Origin of the sequence: Microcoleus sp. AT3-D2, assembly GCF_036705715.1 — a bacterium.
Lineage (GTDB): Bacteria > Cyanobacteriota > Cyanobacteriia > Cyanobacteriales > Microcoleaceae > Microcoleus.
This window is the reverse complement of the sequence record NZ_JAUBVE010000006.1, coordinates 88,629-107,959: the sequence shown is the minus strand read 5'-3', so window position 1 is coordinate 107,959 and position 19,331 is coordinate 88,629. Positions and strand designations below refer to the sequence as shown.

The window sequence follows — 19,331 nt, the reverse complement described above, 5'->3', positions numbered from 1 at the left end:
TATAGTGTATAGCTGGACTAAAACCCTAACCAACCTCGAAGAGATTGCTCCAGTCGCTCAGCATCAGAATCTGCTAATTTGCCAATCGTCATTGCAATCAAGCTTTCATGTACTGTATACAAACCTCGCTTGACTGCTGTGGCCACATTTAACCCTGCTGTTGACCATTCAGCAAGTACGAACTCACCCTCAAGTAAGGATGCTGTTTTGCTTGTCAATGGCACAATCATGATGTCTTGAGATACGTGCGGCGCACTCACAACAATTGCTGGTCTTACCTTAGAACTAGACAAGTCTGAAAAGGGATATCGAACCAAAATTATGTCATTTTTAGAGTAGCTGGGCATAGACATCATCCTCAGTATTATCCCAAACTGTATCTAGTGATGTTTGACTGACTTGAAGCCAAAACTCAGTTTCTTCATCAGGTAAGAGTGTTACTAATACTTTTGCCCCTTCGGGTAATTCTGATAACTCCAGCAATTCTATTTTCCCTTGTCGAACAGTAGCCCAAAGTGTTTTCAGCATATCCACCTCATAAACTGTGCTTTATGCAATTTGCAGATTTTTGGTAAGTTGTCGCACTGAGCGACTAATTACAACCTAACATTGTTTTAGCCCGATCGCCAAACGGAGAGTAAATCCAAGTTATTGCAGCGGATTAATCGCTTTGAACATGGGTAAAAGGGGATATTAAACCCGGATTTGCTATCAATTCAACACAAGTTCTGGCTGCTGAGTCTCAAACAAAGGGCGAGTTACCTGACGCAGCAGCACTGTTTCTAAACTGCCTTCTACTACATTTTCTGCTTCTATTTCCAACTCGCCCCACAATAGCCGATCGCCTTGATTTGGGATTTTACCTAAATTGTGGATCACGAATCCGGCGATTGTTTGGTACGCTTGGTTAGTCGGCAGGTTTAACCCGAGTTTTTCGTTAACTGCTGTCACTTCCCAATTGCCAGAAATTAGTGCCGAATGAGCATCTTTTTGAATGAGAGTTGCCTGGGAAGATGACACCAGCGGTTGAGACTCTTTACTGGTAATCCAACCAGTCAGCAGCCGCACGGTACCGTTGAGAATTGCTAGCAGTGGCCACAGTAATTTTGAGCAGAGTTCGAGGGCCGGCATCAGCAGCAAAGCGGTGCGTTCTGGGGCGTGGGTTGCTAATACTTTGGGGATTAGTTCTCCTAAGACTATTTCTACGTAAGTTACTAAGATAAAAGCTGCGGGAACTGCGATCGAATGCGCTGTCAGCACGGCCGAGAAATGACCGATCGGCAATTTGTCGATCCACGGTTCGATCCAGTGTACAGTTGCTCCCTCACCCAACCAACCCAACAGCAAACTCCCTGCTGTTGTGCCAGTTTGAGTCACAGACAGGTAATGCGGTATGTTGTTCTGCGCTTGGTGGACGAGTTCGGCGGTTTTAGCAGTTGGGCGATCGTCCGAGTGGGCGAGTTGGCGGATTTGATCGCGATCGGCTGATACTAATGCTAGTTCTGACGCCACAAAAAAGGCGATTAAAAGTGTTAAGCCCAGCAACATTGCTAACCTCAGCAGTGTTTGGGCTACTTGTATTTCCAGGCAAGTAATGCTGTCCAAGATAGATATCTAATATGATAGATGTTTTAGCTAATTCTTTTATTTTAGCTGGCGATTCAGATAGTTTAAGGCCAGACATTGCGGATCTCCACACTACCCGTATTCGTAGGTGCGCCTCGGCGCACCTTACCCGTAGAACTTGTGAACTCTTTCTCTTCTCTTCCTTCGCGCCCTTGGCGTCTTCGGGGTTCATTCAAAACCCTCCAATTTACAACGCCCGAACTCATTGCTGTATCAACTCTCCCTTACTCCCCGGAGCGAGTTAATTTCCGTAAAAGTCTCCACCGGATCGGACTTCAACCCGCCTTGAATGTAATTCAACTTCACTTCTTCCAACAAATCCGACAGCAGCGACTGCAATTCCCCGATAGTTTTCTCATCTTGCAATTCCCGCCGCAAACTTTGATTAAATTCTTGGCTGAAGTTATCTAGAATTTTTCGGCTTTTATCGTCTTCATAAGTAGTAGATACCACATCCACAGCAGTTTGAGCCAAATAATTTGCTAGTTGTTCCGTCATCTCAGTAGGCAAAATGTTAATCGGAGAGAAATTTTGCAGGATTTGATAGAAATCCGACTGTTTGATTGTCGCCTCCAAATTGTGGTGCAGCAATTCTTCCAAATCCGGTTGCACCTGCGGCAAAACTTTGTAAATTGTCAGATCCAAAATCCGCTTGGTAATTTGTTCGATCGTATTTTCCTGATTGACGTGAAGGTACGGCTGCTGCGCCAGCAACATCTGCGCCGCGTCGCCCTGTTTGATGGAACTTTTAGCTTGATTGATAAACCGCACCATCATGTATTCCGACATCGTATTGGCTAAATAAGCCACCGGTTCGTAGGTAACTTGAGCAACTACGCGATCGAGATTCACCAAACCCGACTTGTGCAGCCGCACCAATACCGGCAGAATCCGCCACCCCTGCCAAATCGGCATCACCAGAAACACCTCGTACCAGCGCCTCAGCACAAAATCAAACCAAGTTACCCCCGGCTTACGGCGGGTGTGGAACAGACTTTTAATCAAAAATTCCGCCCCAAAAAAACCAATAAAATACGTATCAATTCGCCAAAACTGGTCAGCGCTTTTCAAATATTCGGGATTTAGCAAACTTGAATCAATCCCTTTAATCGGGTCATAAAATTTAACTAAACCTGGAAAATAGCTTTGATAAACAGGGCGCAACTGAAGGTAACTGAAATGGAAAAGTACCAGCAAGAAATTGACCACCGCTACTAATGCGCTGATTTTTGCCCAAGAAATTGCTTTTTTGGACGATTTTACATCGGTGCTGTTAAAAGTTGTGTGGGAATCTGACATAAAAGTAATCTTCCAAATTTGCTAATAGATAAATCTATCTTGTGGCCGACGCTAAAAAACTCCTAACCTATTAAAATCCCTTGGTGAACGCTAAGTATAAGGAAACCAAATGCCGTGAACTTAAAAACAGTCATATCGCTGCTCAAACAAACTTTTACTGAATGGCAAGAAGATAAAGCGCCAACCCTAGCCGCCGCCCTAGCCTATTACACAGTTTTCTCCCTGGCCCCGCTGCTAATTATCGTAATTGCGATCGCCGGTTTAGTCTTTGGTGCCGACGCAGCCCAAGGTCAAATCGTCGCCCAACTCCAAAGTTTAATCGGCAAAGATGGCGCCCAAACCGTCCAAGAACTCATCCTCAAAGCCTCCGAACCCAAGTCGGGAATGATTGCTACTTTAGTCGGTATCGCTACACTTTTATGGGGCGCTTCCAACGTGTTTACTAATCTCAAAGAAGCCCTCAATACTATTTGGAATGTTTCACCGCCCCCCGGACGAGGAATCTGGGGATTTCTGCAAGACCGCCTACTGTCTTTTGCAATGATTTTAGGCATCGGCTTTTTACTGCTAGTTTCTTTGGTAATTAGCGCTATTTTAGCAGCAGTCAGCTATTGGTTGAACAACTGGTTGCACTTACCCGTCGGCATTTGGCAGATAGTGGATTTTGCCATTTCTTTTGGTGTAGTCACGCTGCTGTTTGCCTTAATTTATAAACTATTGCCCGATGTTAATCTGGCTTGGAACGATGTTTGGATCGGCGCTGCTATCACCTCCTTGTTGTTTACGATCGGCAAATCCCTAATAGGAGCTTACCTCGGAGGTAGCGGTATTGCCTCTACCTACGGTGCTGCGGGCTCCTTCGTGATTATCCTGCTTTGGATTAATTATTCCGCTCAAATTCTCTTCTTAGGTGCCGAGTTTACCCAAGTTTGGACTAACAGATACGGCTCCAGAATGCCCGGTTCGCGAAACAATATCCTCAACAGCGAAAAGGGGGAATCCTCCGCACGCAAACATCGGAAGAACTCTTAACATTACACAAACTGGAAATAGGAGGTTAAACTCGCACTCCGGTTTTGACAGAAAAAGCAAGAAGGAAGAGGGAAAAAGGCAGAATGTGCAAGGCGGAACGAAAGAAAAATTTTGAATGCAATAATTTTGCTTTTTTTTTCGCTTGCCCTCTAACATTCAGTCTTCGGGACGACCGACTTCTGCTTTCTCGAAAGCCCTACTGATTGATTCAGAGGGGTAAAATTATACCTTTTGCTGACCTCGCATCTCTAGCAGCAAGCTGAAAGCAGGCTCTAGTTAGATATGGCTAGGAGGTGCGAGTTTGACAGCGACCAGAATACAGCAAATCCCCTTCACCCTCGTTTATTTATATTTAAATTATCTAGAGTTTTAGCTGCTGCACGTCTCTGTCAGCAGAAGGAATTCGTATGTCAATTTTTCCCTGCAACTTATCCCTGAAGGATGATTTATCGATCCCGCACTTTCACTTTAATACAAATTAGCTAGAAGATTCCCGTGCAGGCGCAGCAGCCAAAATTGCACTTTCAATCTTCTCCTGAAATATTTTTAATATTTTTTGGTAAACAATCATGATTTCATTAACTAAAAAACGCATCGCTCTCATATCCGTACACGGTGATCCCGCTGTGGAAATTGGCAAAGAAGAAGCGGGCGGGCAAAATGTTTACGTGCGTCAAGTAGGCGAAGCTTTGGCAAAACAGGGGTGGCAAGTTGATATGTTCACCCGCTCATCCGATCGCCAACAAGCAAGAATTGTACAGCACAGTCCGAATTGCCGGACAATTCGGCTAGTAGCAGGGCCACAAGAATTTATTCCCCGCGACGAAATTTACGGATATTTGCCAATCTTTGTTCAAGAATTTCAGAAGTTTCAGTTAGAGTCAGGCGTTCAATATCCCTTAGTTCACACAAATTACTGGCTGTCTTCTTGGGTGGGAATGGAGTTGAAAAAATCCCAACCCCTGCAGCAAGTTCAAACTTACACTCAACTGCTCGAACAATCGGCCCTTGAGCTTGACCCCGTGAGCGCTTAGTAGTATCACTTAATATGGTTGAACCCAGTTTCCCTTGATCCCTATTTCACTCATCCGTTCTAACTGGCAACCTTCAACTAGAAGTGATATCAGGAGGTACTCTTGTACGCGCCAGAACATCTGGGAAGCCATCTGCAACCCATTTCAGACATCGAGCTAATTCGCCTGTGGGTGGAGCGCAAATCCCCCCGCAGCAAGCGCTTTAGCTGGCAGGCGGCCAACCGTTTTCGGCTGTTTGTAGAAAAACCGCTGGCAGAAGTGACTCTGACAGATGTCGAGACTTTCGCCGCAGCCATGAGATCTCGCAAACTTGCACCCGGTTTCTACAAGCAAACCTTGCTAGCGCTGAAATCGCTGTTCGCCTTCGGCCAGCAAACGGGAATCTTGCCCGCAGCCATCCCTCTGCACGGGTGGCCGGTGCGGCAGCGCAGGCAAATGTCCAAACGCCTCCGTTTTAGAATCTCTTGGACTTTGTTAATCTGTTTATGCTTTTTTTTGGGTCGAATGACGCCGAGACTGTGGGGGCAATCAGTCTCGGCAGAAAGCTCGCCCGCCCCGAAACGCCTGCCGCAAGTTGCGGCGATTGATTCACCAGACAAAGGAGAGGATAACATCGAGCGCGATCGAACACCGGAAACTGCAACCCTGAATTCACCAAATCGCAGACTCGATAGCAGACTCGATAGCATCGGGCCCGAACGTCGAGTCAAAGCCTTTCTCGACACCATAGCAGCCGCCGAAGGAACCGCTAGCCCCGACGGCTACCGCATCCAGTACACCGGTACAAAATTTGTCAGCTTTCAAGATCATCCCAGGGAAATGAGGTGCGGCCGTCGCTATGGCAAAAAACTCTGTTCCGACGCTGCGGGGCGATATCAGTTTCTCAGCACCACTTGGGACAGATTCGCCAAAAAATTTGGCGTCCGCGATTTCAGCCCCGAAAATCAAGATTGGATGGCTATAGAGTTAATCCGAGAAAAAGGTGCATTAGAAGATATAGAAGCGGGTCGATTGGAGCCAGCAGTCAGAAAACTCGCTTACATCTGGCCTTCTTTTCGGCGTTATGGCGGTTCTGTGGAATCCTCGATGCCCAAACTCGAAGCAATGTACCTGCAAAATTTGGGGATTTACCGGCAAGGATTGGTTGTTAGCAATTAGTCAACATTCCCAGGACGAGTTTAGATTGGAGTTTGGCAATTTTGGATTAAATTTTGACATCCAAAATTGAAAATGGGGGGGGTTATGGGTGATGTCTATTCTGCGGAAATTTAAAAATTAGGCTAATTTTCCATCTTCCATGTGAACGATGCGATCGGCAATATCCAAAATTCGGTTATCGTGGGTTACTAACAAAATAGTACAACCCTGTTCTTTGGCTAGTTGCTGCATCAAATTCACCACTTCGCGACCGGATTTGCTGTCCAGGGCGGCTGTTGGTTCGTCAGCTAAAACAATTTGCGGTTGACTGACCAAAGCGCGGGCGATCGCAACTCTTTGTTTCTGTCCCCCTGACAAATCATCTGGATAATAGTTAATCCGCTGTTCCAGTCCTACTAACTCTAGCATTTTTGCAGAGCGATCGCGCATTTGAGAACGCGACAAATTGCCGTGAACTTCCAAACCCATTTGCACATTTTGCAGCGCCGTCAAACTGCGGTGCAAGTTGTGCGCCTGAAAAATATAGCCAATTTTGCGTCGCGCCTTTACCAATTGGTCTGAACTCGCTTTGCACATCTCTTGACCGAGAATTTTGAGACTTCCCGATTGACCGGATCTGAGTCCGCCAATCAAAGTCAAAAGCGTGGTTTTTCCCGAACCGGAAGGCCCCGTCATTAGCACGATTTCACCTGCATTAATGTCGAGATTAATGTCAAAAAGTACCTGTTTTCGCAGTTGACCTTGACCGAAGTAGTGGTCGAGTTGGTGCGCGGAAATTATAGGTGCAGGAATCTGTAAAGCGTTAGTTGTCGAGTAGAGAGTAGTAGAATTCATAACTTATTGGTTTGAGGTTTTAGATTAGAGAATAAATCCCTCTCGTCGCCGATAATGCAGAGAAGAAACTAGAGAAGGATTACAAAAAATATGTGGATAGTTAGGACTTTATACAAAATCTGGATTTAATACCCCCTTAATTCTTTAGTCCGCGCAGGCGAACTTCGTTTGTTTAGTAGCGGTTTCAACCGCCGAATATTATAAACTGATTCATTTTCCCTTAAAACATATCTGCCGGGTCGGCGGCTTGCAGCTTGCGAGTAGCAATTGCTCCCGAAATAGTGCACATAATCACGTTCAAAAGTAATACTATAAATGCTCTAAGCAGAGTCATATAAAGCGGTAAATTTGTGGCGTTGCGAGTTAAAGAGTAAAGTCCGAAAGAAACTCCTACTCCGGGCAAAAAACCGAGGACGGAAAGAATTAGAGCTTCTTCAAAAACGATGCCCAGTAAATAAACATTGCGGTAGCCCATCGCTTTAAAAGTAGCGTATTCTCCCATGTGGTCGCTGACATCGGTTGAGAGAACTTGATAAACAATAATGACACCAACTACAAAACCCATCGCGACGCCTAAATTAAACACAAAGCCGATCGCAGTATTCTTAGCCCAATAGTTTTTCTCAAAATCGATAAATTCTTCTTTGGTTAATACCTTGACATCCGCCGGCAAGTATGCTTTCAAAACTTGTTGAACTTCCACGGGGTCAGCACCCGGTTGCAGTTGAATTAATCCGGCATTGACACTCGTGGCGTTTTGTCTGGGAAACAGGCGCAGGTAATTTTGATCGCTAGTCATCAAAATACCGTCGGCGGCAAAAGATGCTCCAACTGTGAATAAACCGCTGACGTTAATCGTGCGTCGCTCGACCTCAGCTTTAACGGCTTTGCCTTCAGCGATTTGTGCGATCGTTCCTTGGTACTCTCCCCTAGAAGCTCGATCGAACAGCACAGTATCCGGCAATTTAATCGCGCTCAAATTTTGGTTAACTTCGGGAAGCGCAAACGCAGGGCGATCGGGATTGAAACCCACAACCATTAGCGACGTTTCGCGCCGAGTTTCGGGATTTTTCCAGTTAGCAATTTTAACGTAAAGCGGCTCGGCTGATTTCACGCCCGGTACGTTCATTGCTTGATACAATCTACGTCTGGGGAAGGAAGACAAATTAATCAAATTTCGCGCTTGGGGGTGAATCAAAACTAAGTCTGTTTGCAAGCTTTGGTGCAGCCGCGTATTGCTGGTGTAGAGGGCATTTTGAAAGCCTAACTGCATGAACATCAAAACGTCAGCAAAGGCAATTCCTGCTACTGCAACGAGCATTCGCCCTTTGTCGTGACTCAGTTGCAGCCATCCGAGGGAAGTTCTGCGTCTTAACTGTTGTAAGGGTTTTATGAGTCCAATCATAGGATTTTAGATTTTAAATTTTGGATTTTGGATTGAAGAAAGCGATGCTGCGGTTTAAGACTTCTTAATCTTTAATTTCCCCGATCGCCACTTTGACTTGCAAGTTGGTGAATCCCGCTACTTTCTGGCTGGAAGCTTCATCTAAGCGCACTTTTACTTCCACAATTCGACTATCAATATTCGCAGAAGGATCGGTGTTAACAATGTTTTGTCGCTGCACTTGCAAACCAATATGTTCGACAGTTCCCCGCAATTCGCCGATCAAAGCATCGCTAGTAATTTTGGCGGTTTGTCCGAGGCGTACTTTGTCCACATCGCTTTCGTAGATTTCCGCAACAGCCAGCATCTCGCGAGTTTGTCCCAGTTCGACAATGCCGTCGTTTCCCACCCTTTCCCCCGGATGCGTATGAATTTTCAGGACTTGGGCGTCTCTGGGAGCACGGATGTAAGCTAGATCCAGATTGGCTTTGGCTTGTTTGGCTGCTGAAGCGGCGGAACTGACTTCGGCGGCGGCTGCTGCTATGTCAACGGGGCGTACTTCGGCGATGCGATCGAGATTTGCCGCGGCTTCATTAATCTGCTGTTGTCGAGATTCCTGAATTTGGCTGAGTTTGGCTTGGGCTTCGTTAATTTGCTGTTGGCGAGATTGCTGAATTTGATTCAATTTGGCTTGGGCTTCGTTAATTTGTTGTTGGCGGGATTCCTGAATTTGATTTAGTTTTGCCTTTCCTTCGTTGAGTTGCTGTTGAGTTGTTTCGGCGGCGAGGCTTTTGCTGTCGCTAGTTGAGGCGGAAATTGCTCCCTGTTCATACAGTTGGGAGTAGCGCTGATCCTCGCTTTGGGCGTTGCGGAGTTCGGCTTGTAGGCGGGCAATTGCGGCTTTTTGAGTTTGAATTTCTCCTTGTTGTTCGGCCCTGATGCGGGCAATAGTGGCTTGTTGCGCTGCAATTTCGGTGCTGCGATCGATTTCTAGACGGGCAACGATCGCCTGTTGCGCTGTGATTTCGTTGCTGCGATCGACTGATAAACGGCTAATAGTCGCTTTTTGGGCTTGAATTTCGCCCTTTTTGGCTCCGGCTTTGACTTTTGCTAGGTTTGCCTCGGCGACGCGCACTTGTTCTTGAGCTTGGTCGAGGGCGGCTTGCAGGCGATCGCGGCTGTCCAAAATTGCGATCACTTGGCCTGTTTTCACCCTGTCTCCCTCTTTCACCAAAAGTTGATCGATCCGGTTTCCTTCCGCCGCACCGGAGGCGGAGACTTTAATTACTTCTCCTCTGGGTTCCAGTCGCCCCAAGGCTGTAACTGTGGTTAATTGGGATGCTGCGACTGCTGCTGCTGCGGCTACTGCATTGGGATCGGGTATGCGCGATCGCCAGATCGTGTAGCCTGTGGTTCCCGCTGCCCCCAGGGTTGCTACTGCTGCCACAACTAGGAGTTGTTTAACTAGGGATGGAGTTGAGGATAAGCCGTCCGCTGTTGCCCGGTGTACCATGACATACCTCTTTGTGAGAAATAAAACTAAACGGTTTAGTTCTGATGTATTTTAATACTAAACCGTTCAGTATAATGATGTCAAGAGCCCAAATAAAAATTACAGAAGCAAGGTATGGCAAGGACAAAACCCAGCGAACCAGACAGCGCCGCAGCAAGTGACAAAACCGAGCAAATCCTGCAAGGTGCGATGCAAGAATTTTTAACTCACGGCTACGCGGGGACGAGTATGGACAAGGTAGCGAAGACGGGGGGAGTTTCCAAAGCCACCGTTTACAGCTATTTTCAAGATAAAGAGGGATTGTTTGCGGCTTTGGTACAGCGGCTGGCGCGAGAAAAAGTCAATTTTACAGTTCTGGATGAAGAACCGGCCGTAGCGCTACGATTCGTTGCCACAAATATATTGGATCAGGCGACCCACGAACCAGCATTTCTCAATTTTGTGAGGTTAGTGATTGCGGAGTCGGGGCGTTTTCCCCAGCTAGCGCAGACTTTTGTGAAAAACTTAGCTAAACCAGGGATCGATCGGCTAGCGGAATATTTGGCATCGCATCCAGAGTTAAAATTGCCCGATGCGGAGGCAACGGCGCGCATTTTTATTGGATCGCTGGTATATTTTCAGTTAATGCAGGAGATGATGCACGGTAAAGAGATTGTGCCAATGGAGCGCGATCGACTGATCGACGGTCTGCTGCACTTGATTTTAGGCCCGCAGTCCAATTCCTAAGTGCGATCGACAGAATCTAGGAATTTTATTGGATAATTATTTAAATGCCATAAAGAGTGAGATCCCTTTATGGCTGCGATCGCAGGTTCTAGTCAGGTGTTTTTCCTAACCTGTCCCTCAATTCCTCAGCCGATAACTGTGGCAGTTGTTCTACAAACAATGTCAATTCTGCCACAGGCAATGCCAATAAATTAGTAACTGCTGTAGGCAGAATATCGCCCAATTCAGGCGATCGTATTTGCAAGACACTTTCAGCTAACAATTTAACCGCTGCTTCCCGCCCAGATTCATCAACGGTTAACATCGATATTGCCAGCAACAGCACTGTAAATTCCGCCGCAGCCAACTTTGATATTGGAGATAGAAAAGCCGTCATTTTCGGGCTTAATTCTCCAAATCGAACTCGCAGAAAGTTTTCTAAGATTAAGCGCTGTTGTTCTTGTCTGCCTCGTTCTAGTCCTCGTTCTAGTCCCCGTTCGAGTCCTTGTTCTAGCCCCTGTTCTAGTCCTTCTTCTCTAGCTTGTTGCTGTGCTGCTTGTATTTGTTGTTGAAAAAGTGGTGCAATGGCCATAATTAACTCCCGCTCTTCTGGCTCTAATTCTTGTGGCGCATCGGCTACTAAATTTGACTGTAACCGATACAGCAATTCTAGCGCGATAATCCGCAACGGATCGTCTGTTGCTAAAGCGCTTAATTGGGAAATAGCCCTTTGCTGCACTCCCGCTTTGCCCAAAATCCTCAACCACAGAGTTTCTGGAGTTTCGGGCAACTGGTGAATCGCCACAATTGCAGTCCGCAAAGATTCACCCAAAAAATAAATTCCCTGCATCCAATTCTCTGTGTCTGGTATCGCATTAAAGCTATCTACCAATGCTTTCGATGCTGTGGGCATCAAAATCCACAGTTTGGGTAACTGAGCGTCATCATAGCGAGTATTTTCTCTCCTAAATTTTCGCTCCAATTCACCTCGCACGTCCAATAACTTACCCAGACAGCTACAAATTTCGCTGACGTTTGCCGGATTGCGAAAGGGTTCAAAAATAGCCGTTGTGTTTGCCATTTTTCCCAACAATCCCAGGGTTTCTGAGTATTCGGGAATTGCGTTGCTGGGAGTGAAATAAACATCGATTTCTCGAACTTCGGAAGTCACATCGCGCCCGATATTAACCGTTCCGATCGGCGACAGCAATTCCTCCAGGTATTCTTTGGCAAAGAGATCGTGAATAAATCGCGTCATAATAAATTATTTCAAACAGTAAATATATCTTTTAGCCGTTTTCTCACCCATTCTACAGGATTTTCATCCTCTTCTGCTGCATCTACCAATTCCATTTCTCGCAATAATTTCTGTCTCTCGCGGAGTTCTTCTTTGTGTTTGACTATTTCTTTAATTATCTGTTCAGATAAATCCGGTCGTTCAGTTAAAACTTTCTGGAAACCTTCTTTATTGATCGCAAACAAAATTGTTTCTTCCAAAGCTCTTACCGAAGCAGTTCTGGGGATTCCCAACATCAAAGAAAGTTCCCCGAAAAACTGGCCAGAACCGAGGTTATTCAGATGTTTGTTAATAGCTTCTACAAAAACTTCTACTGAACCAGAAAGAATCATATAAAAAGCATCTCCGGGGTCGTTTTCGTGAAACAAATATTCTTGCGATCGCAACCGTTTGCGGTATCCAACTTCAATCAATTGTCGCAATTCAAGATCAGTCAGAGTTTCAAAGTATTCCACCTCTCGCAGCAAACAGCTAAGAGAAGATTGCTTTTTCAGTTTCTCTGCAAAAATTGGGGGCTTTTGCTCATTTTCCGAGTAACTGTTCGGGAGGTCAATTGCAGTTTCTTTTTTGTTGAACATTGACAACAGAACTTCGGGGTTTTGCAAATAAATTTCTCTGTCATTGAACGGAAATTCTATTTTTTGCTGGCGGAAATTGTATTCAATTGCAAAATTCAAAGAACTTTTAATTAATTCTATTTCAATCGGTCTGTCCGTCCACACTAAAAGTTCAAATTTAAAACTATCATCACCAAACTCGACAAACAATACTTTCGGATTCGGTTCGTACAAAACTCCTGCTTCCGCGTAAGCAATATTTAACAGAGTTTCTGTCACTAACAGCGGGTTACTATTTTCGGCTACTTCTACGGGAACTCGCAGACAGAGTAGGGAGTTTTCGTAACTCCAGTTAACAATTTTGTTGCTAATCATTTTGCTGTTGGGAACTATGACGCTAGAGTCCTCAGTGGTTTGGATGATGGTCGATCGAATCGAGATTTTTTTGACGATTCCCATTAATCCTTCTAATTCCACAAAGTCTCCGACTTTCACAGGTCTGTCTAAAAGCAGTGTTAAGCCGCTGACAAAATTAGTTGTTAAATCCTGGATGCTGAAGCCGATTCCGACTCCCAATCCCCCCGCAACTACTGCAAAAGAAGCGAGGTTGAAGCCGATGATTTGGATGGCGACGATCACTCCCAAAGCTACCATTAAATACCCAATAATTACTGAGATCGCTTCCCGGTTTCCCTCGTCAATTCCCAGTCTGACGAGCAAGCGTTCCTTAAGAAAGTTCGTAAAATATCGTGCTATGACAAGGATAGCCATAAACAATACAATCAGTTCCACCAGTGACTGCAGCGATACAGGATTCTCACCTATTTTAAATAGGGTTGCTGTAAATATTTGGGATAGCTGTGTCCATACTTCTTCTGGTATTGTATTAAATTCCAATTCCGACCATAAGGTTTTTTGTGTTGTCATTTTTTAAGTTGGTAGTAGTAAACAATAAAGTCCTCAGTGCCAAAGTTACAAATAAAATTCTGAAGTCTTTATCACAAATGTTAGCCTATTTTGGTAAAAAAAATGAAGTCTTTACATAGATATGTGTTTCCTCATACTACGCAGTTATCCCTCTTGCGAATTTTTCGGATACTTTGTCTTCGCAGACCTGCGGTTATTGTGCCACTTTTTCGCGAGACGATATCCGACTCATCTATTATTAAAGCGAACCCTCTATAGCAATCCTAAATCATTTGTGAATTTCTTACTCCCTCCCCGCCGGTTCGGGGAGGGTTGGGGTGGGGTAAAAAAATTACGACTCCTGCAAGGATTGCTATAGTAAATTTATTCAACATTAACTCTATGCGATTTTATCATACTCTCCACTAATTTTTCTTGGAATTCCCGTTATCAACTTAAGCGGGGATTATTCAATGACTATTTAAGTGGACAAGTCAAATATCCAAGTATTACAATGACTTTAACTGGTGGGAGAGATATTGCTATTACTCTGCCAGTGGCGTCCGTCTTGTGTATATCTAAGTAAAAATTTAACGGATCTAGCTAAAATTGATAACGTTCCAAGAATACTTGGCATTCTACCGATATGGGAGACAAATTATAACTTAATTGCATTTGTCAATCCGTAAATTTACTGAAAATATTGCTTTGCTTATTTAGGAGTGGAAAATTGGCGATTTGGGGATGGTGGGCATAAATATGGCGAGGCGATCGCCATGATTGCTCGATCGCCCAAATCTAAGTTCTCCACCCCCAATCTGAGTAAATGCTGAGCCTAAGTGCTGATTGACAAACGCTTCCCTAGCTTATGTTGTCACCAATGTTCTACCAATAGGATTGATTAGGAATAGAATTGATGAGTAATAGAAATACTTGGCGATACATCCGAATAATTAAGGGAAATAGTATCGCAAGGGATACATATATCGCAGATTGAAAGCCTAATGGTCGCGCTACTGAACGTTTTTTTCAGTACCCAAATAGGATAAAACGAAAACGTTGCGATCGCCCAATTGGACAGAAGTTGTAGAATAAAAGCTGAAATGCACGAGCCAACATGAGCAAATTCCCACCAAAGAAAACCCAACCGCCACAGCAAGAGAGCACAACAGCACAGGTATTGCGACAGGCTCACTTCGACGCTTTTTTTGCTGCTGCGAATGCCGGACTGATGATTTTAGACCGCCAACTTCGGTACGTCCAAATTAACGAAGCTATGGCAGAGCTCAATGGCATTTGTGTGGCAGATCATATTGGTAGGTCGCTGTGTGAAGTGCTGCCAGAATTGGCTGCGACTCTGGGACCAATCTTGCAAGAAATTCTGGATACGGGCAAGCCAATTCTCGACTATGAAGTAGTGGGTGAAACTCCGAGACAACCGGGAATCCTGCGCTACTGGCAAGCATCTTACTATCCTTTGCGGGATGAAAATGACCTGGTTTTTGGTGTTGGTGCCCTTGTGATTGAAATTACCGCTCGCAAGCGGGCAGAACAAAAGCAGGCACGACTGACGGCAATTTTGGAAGCAACTTCCGACTTAGTAGAAGTTTATGATGCGGCTGGGCATAGCGTCTATCTCAACAAAGCCGGACAGGAAATGCTGGGGATGTCCCCAGAAGAAGCACGCTCTTCATTTAGTATAGATTCTGTGTTAGCTCCCTCGGCAAGGGCAAAATTCCACAACGATATAATTCCCACCGCCTTGCGAGAGGGTAGGTGGGCTGGTGAAATCCTATTTTTGTCACGCGATGGGGAAGAAATTCCAGTCTCTCAGGTTTTGATCGTTCACAAAACCGAAGCGGGCGAAGTTGAGTTTATCTCCACTATTGTGCGGGATATTCGCGATCGCAAAAAAGCAGAGGAAGAACGACAATTACTGGCTACCACGATCGAGAATAGCCGTGACTTTATAGGCGTGGCCTCAATGGATGGTCGCCCTATACTCGTGAATCAGGCTGGTCTGGATTTGGTGGGACTCAGTAGTTTGGAGGAAGCCAGAACCAAACACATGAACGATTTCTTCATGCCAGAAGATCTGGAATTCATACAGCAGCGCGTCCTGCCTACTCTAATGCAAGAGGGGGATTGGCGGAGCGATTATCGCTTCAGACATTTCGTAACGGGTCAACCCATCCCGTTAGATTACACTCTATTTCTGGTCAAACACCCGCAGACTAACGAACCCATAGGGATTGCCACTGTATCGCGGGATATTCGCGATCGCAAAACCGCAGAAGATGTCCTGAAACAAAGTGAAGAAAGATTTCGTTCTTTAACCGAAACCACTGCTCAAATTATTTGGATCTGCAATGCGGACGGCGAAATGGCGATCGAGCAACCTACTTGGAGTGCATTTACAGGACAGACATTTGATGATTACAAGGGAAGGGGTGGGAGCAACGCTATCCATCCAGACGATCGCTCGTCTATTGCCACTGCCTGGTTAACTGCTGTTGCCAATCGATCGTTCTATGAATCTGAATTCCGTATGCGTCGCTATGACGGGGAATATCGCTACATGAGTTGTCGTGGTGTACCAATTCTGAACGGGGATGGTTCAATTCGGGAATGGGTTGGGGCTATTACAGATATTACCGATCGCAAACAAGCTGAAGAAGCTCTGCGCGAACAGCAAGCTGCTCTGCGCGAACAGCAAGCTGCGCTGCGCGATCGCAACTTCTTACTGAACTCTATTTTGGAAAGTACGCCAGACATCATTGTTGTTAAAGATTTAGAAGGTCGATATGTTGCCCTTAACTCCAATGTGGCCAACTTTTTGGGCAAGTCAATTGAGGAAATCATCGGCAAAGATGATTTAGAATTAATGTCTGCTGACAGTGCTCGTGAAATTATGGCAAAAGATCGCCAAGTCATGGCAGCAGGAATCACTGAGACTTTCGAGGATGAAATCTCTGCTGATGATGAAACCCCTACAACCTTTTTAACGACAAAAGCTCCTTGGCGGGATGCTAATGGCAATATTCTGGGCATCATCGCCACAAGCCGAGATATTAGCGATCGCAAACAAGTCGAAGCAGAGTTACGCGATCGCAATGCACTGCTAAACTCTATTTTGGAAAGTACACCCGACTTCATTTTCGTTAAAGATCGGGAAGGGCGTTATGTTGCCGTTAACTCCAATGTGGCAAACTTCCTGGGCAAGTCAATTGAGGAAATCATCGGCAAAGATGATTGGGAATTACTACCGCATGAGAGTGTCCGTGCTATGGCAAAAGATCGTCAAGTCATGGCAGCAGGAATCACTGAGAGTTACGAGGAAGATGTCTTTCAGGGTGAAACCACGGCAACCTTTTTCACTACCAAGGCTCCTTGGCTGGATACTCAGGGCAATATCCTCGGCATCATCGCCACAACACGAGATATTACTGATCGCAAACAAGCCGAGCAAACGCTTCGCCAAACCCTAGAAATGCTGGACTTAGCCAGCGATAGTATCATTATTAGGGATATGGATGACCGAATCATATACTGGAACCAAGGTGCAGAAAAGCTCTATGGTTGGACAAAAGCGGAAGTAGTAGGGCAGTATATTCACACCTGCTTGAAAACAGCCTTCCCTAAACCGTTAGAAATCTTAAGGGCAGAGTTTTTCCAGCAGGGAAGTTGGGAAGGAGAAGTGCAGCACACCACCAGTGATGGTCGGCCGATTATTGTGGCAAGTCGCTGGACATTACAGCGCGATGGGGAAGGGAAGCCTTGTGCCCAACTCGAAATTAATAATGACATTAGCGATCGCAAACTTGCCGAAGATGCTATCAAACAAAGCGAAGAACGCTATCGATCGCTAATCCTTGCCACGTCTCAAATTGTCTGGACGGGGGATGCTGAGGGGCGATGCCCGGATATGCCGACTCTGAGAGCTTACACCGGACAAACCGTAGAGGAAGTGGTTGGTTTTGGCTGGTTAGATGCAATGCACCCAGACGATCGCGAACGAACGGATCAGGTATGGATGGAAGCAGTGCAAACGAGAAGCCTATATGACATAGAATATCGAATCCGAGGGGCGGATGGAAACTATCGCTATTTTCAAGGTAGAGGGGTGCCAATTCTGAATGAAGATGGCAGCATCCGGGAGTGGATTGGCACTTGTACCGATATCCACGATCGCAAACTTGCCGAAGAGGCTATCAGACAAAGCGAAGAACGCTATCGATCGCTAATCCTTGCCACGTCCCAAATTGTCTGGATAACGGATGCTGAAGGAAGATGCCAGGATACACCGAGTATGAGAGCTTACACCGGACAAACCGTAGAGGAGGTAATTGGTTTTGGCTGGTTAGATACAATCCACCCGGACGAGCGCGAACGAACAGTTCAGGTGTGGAACGAAGCAGTGCAAACGAAAAGCCTGTATGAGATAGAATATCAACTCCGCTCTGCGGATGGAAACTATCGTTATTTTCAAGCTAGAGCGGTGCCAATTCTGAATGAAGATGGCAGCATCCGGGAGTGGGTTGGCACTTCCATCGATATCCACGATCGCAAACAAACAGAAATCGTACAGACAAAAGCCAGGGAAGCCGCAGAAGCAGCTAGTCGGGCCAAAAGTGAATTCCTTGCCAACATGAGCCACGAGTTGCGGACTCCCCTTAATGGCATTATGGGATACGCGCAGATTCTTCAGCGTTCCAAAGTCTTGAATGAAGAAGATCGATCGCGCATTGATGTTATTTATCAGTGCGGTTCGCATTTACTAACGTTAATCAATGATATTCTCGATTTGTCGAAGATTGAAGCACAGAAAGTGGAACTAATGCCCACCGATTTTCATTTCCCGGCGTTCCTGCAAGGTGTAGCAGAAATGTGTCGCATCCGAGCTGAACTTAAGGGAATTCACTTTCATTTTCCATCCAGCCCGGAACTCCCGATCGGTATTCGTGCGGATGAAAAACGCTTGCGACAAGTGTTATTTAATCTTTTGAGCAACGCTATTAAATTTACGGATGAGGGCAGTGTCACTTTTATAGTCAGTTTTGCCACAGAAGGAAAAATTCGCTTTGAAGTACGCGATACAGGTACCGGCATTGCCCAAGAGCAACTCCAAGCTATCTTTCAGCCCTTCGAGCAGGTAGGCGATCGCAAACGGCAGACGGAGGGCACCGGGCTGGGATTGGCAATTAGCCAAAGGATTGTAGAACTAATGGACAGTACCATTCAGGTTCAAAGTGAGATGAATGTTGGCAGTATTTTCTGGTTTGATGTTAGTCTGCCTCAAGCCGATGAATGGGTGAAAACGTCTCAAATCGACCATCACGGTCAGATTATCGGCATCAAAGACCGCCAACCTAAGATTGTGGTTATTGATGACAAATGGGCTAACCGTTCCGTAATTAACAATTTACTCAGTCCGATCGGCTTTGAGGTGTCTGAAGCGAACGATGGGCTTGAAGGCTGGGAAAAAATTCTAGAGGTGCAGCCAGATTTAATTGTTACCGACCTATTAATGCCCGAACTAGATGGCTTCGAGGTGATTAAGCGGGTTCGAGAATCGGAAAATTTCAAAGACACCGTGATTATTGTCTCTTCGGCCAGCGTATTTGAAACCGATCAATACAGAAGTTTAGAAGCAGGAGGTAACGCCTTTATTCCCAAACCTATTCAGGCAACTGAACTCCTGCAAAAATTACAACAGTATCTTGATTTAGAATGGGTTTATGAAGCTAATGAAGAGCCACTGGCGAGATCCTCAGATACCGATGAGCTAATTGCCCCGCCAGCTAAAGAAATGGAAATGCTATACGAGCTGGCTATGAAAGGAAATTTCCTAGAAATAGTTAAGCAGGCGGTATTACTTGAAGAAATAGATCCCCAATACATTCCCTTTGCTAAAAGATTGCATCAGATGGCAAAGGACTTCCAAGACGAAGAGATTTTAACGTTTATTCAGTCCTACAAGTAAGGT

Annotated in this window: 13 protein-coding genes and 1 pseudogene; 5 read left to right on the top strand and 9 right to left on the bottom strand. The window is 45.5% G+C overall.

The window, feature by feature from the left end:
• Positions 1–17 precede the first annotated feature (17 nt).
• From QUB44_RS04625 to QUB44_RS04610, 4 genes are all read right to left on the bottom strand, one after another.
• Entirely contained in the window at positions 18–347 is a 330-nt protein-coding gene (locus tag QUB44_RS04625; RefSeq protein WP_332944821.1) for a type II toxin-antitoxin system PemK/MazF family toxin, read from the bottom strand.
• Complete coding sequence (locus QUB44_RS04620; protein ID WP_333161933.1) at positions 331–528, bottom strand: hypothetical protein; 198 nt, start codon at positions 526–528, stop codon at positions 331–333. Before QUB44_RS04620 ends, QUB44_RS04625 begins: the two co-directional genes overlap by 17 nt.
• 183 nt (positions 529–711) lie before the next feature.
• Positions 712–1,605 carry a CNNM domain-containing protein gene (locus tag QUB44_RS04615; RefSeq protein WP_333363717.1) on the bottom strand — a complete coding sequence of 298 codons (894 nt, stop codon included), beginning with the start codon at positions 1,603–1,605 and terminating at the stop codon, positions 712–714.
• A gap of 234 nt (positions 1,606–1,839) precedes the next feature.
• The gene (locus tag QUB44_RS04610; protein WP_333363714.1) at positions 1,840–2,925 is read right to left on the bottom strand and encodes a hypothetical protein; all 1,086 of its coding nucleotides are present in this window, start codon (positions 2,923–2,925) and stop codon (positions 1,840–1,842) included.
• A 114-nt stretch (positions 2,926–3,039) separates the two neighbouring features.
• Here QUB44_RS04610 and QUB44_RS04605 point away from each other — a divergent pair, with 114 nt between their 5' ends.
• The 3 genes and pseudogenes from QUB44_RS04605 to QUB44_RS04595 all read left to right on the top strand — a co-directional run bounded on the left by QUB44_RS04605 (position 3,040) and on the right by QUB44_RS04595 (position 6,149).
• Positions 3,040–3,957: a YihY/virulence factor BrkB family protein gene (locus QUB44_RS04605; protein WP_333363712.1), complete on the top strand. Its 918-nt coding sequence runs from the start codon at positions 3,040–3,042 to the stop codon at positions 3,955–3,957.
• A gap of 569 nt (positions 3,958–4,526) precedes the next feature.
• Positions 4,527–4,949: pseudogene (locus QUB44_RS04600) on the top strand (glycosyltransferase); the annotation flags it as partial.
• A 144-nt stretch (positions 4,950–5,093) separates the two neighbouring features.
• Positions 5,094–6,149: a glycoside hydrolase family 104 protein gene (locus QUB44_RS04595; protein ID WP_333363709.1), complete on the top strand. Its 1,056-nt coding sequence runs from the start codon at positions 5,094–5,096 to the stop codon at positions 6,147–6,149.
• A 117-nt stretch (positions 6,150–6,266) separates the two neighbouring features.
• Here QUB44_RS04595 and QUB44_RS04590 read toward each other — a convergent pair whose 3' ends face one another.
• The 3 genes from QUB44_RS04590 to QUB44_RS04580 all read right to left on the bottom strand — a co-directional run bounded on the left by QUB44_RS04590 (position 6,267) and on the right by QUB44_RS04580 (position 9,880).
• Positions 6,267–6,983 carry a DevA family ABC transporter ATP-binding protein gene (locus tag QUB44_RS04590; RefSeq protein WP_333363706.1) on the bottom strand — a complete coding sequence of 239 codons (717 nt, stop codon included), beginning with the start codon at positions 6,981–6,983 and terminating at the stop codon, positions 6,267–6,269.
• Positions 6,984–7,203: 220 nt separating this feature from the next.
• On the bottom strand, positions 7,204–8,388 hold the full coding sequence (gene devC, locus QUB44_RS04585; protein WP_333363702.1) for an ABC transporter permease DevC: 1,185 nt from the start codon (positions 8,386–8,388) through the stop codon (positions 7,204–7,206).
• A gap of 64 nt (positions 8,389–8,452) precedes the next feature.
• The gene (locus QUB44_RS04580) at positions 8,453–9,880 is read right to left on the bottom strand and encodes an HlyD family efflux transporter periplasmic adaptor subunit (protein WP_333363699.1); all 1,428 of its coding nucleotides are present in this window, start codon (positions 9,878–9,880) and stop codon (positions 8,453–8,455) included.
• Between the two features lie 114 nt (positions 9,881–9,994).
• Between QUB44_RS04580 and QUB44_RS04575 the strand changes: the two genes are divergently transcribed.
• The gene (locus QUB44_RS04575) at positions 9,995–10,606 is read left to right on the top strand and encodes a TetR/AcrR family transcriptional regulator (RefSeq protein ID WP_333363696.1); all 612 of its coding nucleotides are present in this window, start codon (positions 9,995–9,997) and stop codon (positions 10,604–10,606) included.
• 88 nt (positions 10,607–10,694) lie between these two features.
• On the opposite strand, the gene QUB44_RS04570 is transcribed toward QUB44_RS04575, so the two are convergent.
• Entirely contained in the window at positions 10,695–11,843 is a 1,149-nt protein-coding gene (locus QUB44_RS04570) for a flagellar assembly protein H (RefSeq protein WP_333363693.1), read from the bottom strand.
• 11 nt (positions 11,844–11,854) lie between these two features.
• A complete protein-coding gene (locus QUB44_RS04565; protein ID WP_333363690.1) occupies positions 11,855–13,366 on the bottom strand; it encodes a mechanosensitive ion channel domain-containing protein in 1,512 nt (503 codons plus the stop codon).
• 1,096 nt (positions 13,367–14,462) lie between these two features.
• Between QUB44_RS04565 and QUB44_RS04560 the strand changes: the two genes are divergently transcribed.
• Positions 14,463–19,328 carry a PAS domain S-box protein gene (locus tag QUB44_RS04560; RefSeq protein WP_333363687.1) on the top strand — a complete coding sequence of 1,622 codons (4,866 nt, stop codon included), beginning with the start codon at positions 14,463–14,465 and terminating at the stop codon, positions 19,326–19,328.
• The last annotated feature ends 3 nt before the right edge of the window (positions 19,329–19,331 follow it).

Bases quoted from the DNA above. Each gene is read 5' to 3' on its own strand.
- QUB44_RS04625 (WP_332944821.1), bottom strand. From the start codon at position 347: ATGCCCAGCTACTCTAAAAATGACATAATTTTGGTTCGATATCCCTTT.
- QUB44_RS04620 (WP_333161933.1), bottom strand. From the start codon at position 528: ATGCTGAAAACACTTTGGGCTACTGTTCGACAAGGGAAAATAGAATTG.
- QUB44_RS04610 (WP_333363714.1), bottom strand. From the start codon at position 2,925: ATGTCAGATTCCCACACAACTTTTAACAGCACCGATGTAAAATCGTCC.
- QUB44_RS04590 (WP_333363706.1), bottom strand. From the start codon at position 6,983: ATGAATTCTACTACTCTCTACTCGACAACTAACGCTTTACAGATTCCT.
- devC (WP_333363702.1), bottom strand. From the start codon at position 8,388: ATGATTGGACTCATAAAACCCTTACAACAGTTAAGACGCAGAACTTCC.
- QUB44_RS04580 (WP_333363699.1), bottom strand. From the start codon at position 9,880: ATGGTACACCGGGCAACAGCGGACGGCTTATCCTCAACTCCATCCCTA.
- QUB44_RS04575 (WP_333363696.1), top strand. From the start codon at position 9,995: ATGGCAAGGACAAAACCCAGCGAACCAGACAGCGCCGCAGCAAGTGAC.
- QUB44_RS04570 (WP_333363693.1), bottom strand. From the start codon at position 11,843: ATGACGCGATTTATTCACGATCTCTTTGCCAAAGAATACCTGGAGGAA.
- QUB44_RS04565 (WP_333363690.1), bottom strand. From the start codon at position 13,366: ATGACAACACAAAAAACCTTATGGTCGGAATTGGAATTTAATACAATA.
- QUB44_RS04560 (WP_333363687.1), top strand. From the start codon at position 14,463: ATGAGCAAATTCCCACCAAAGAAAACCCAACCGCCACAGCAAGAGAGC.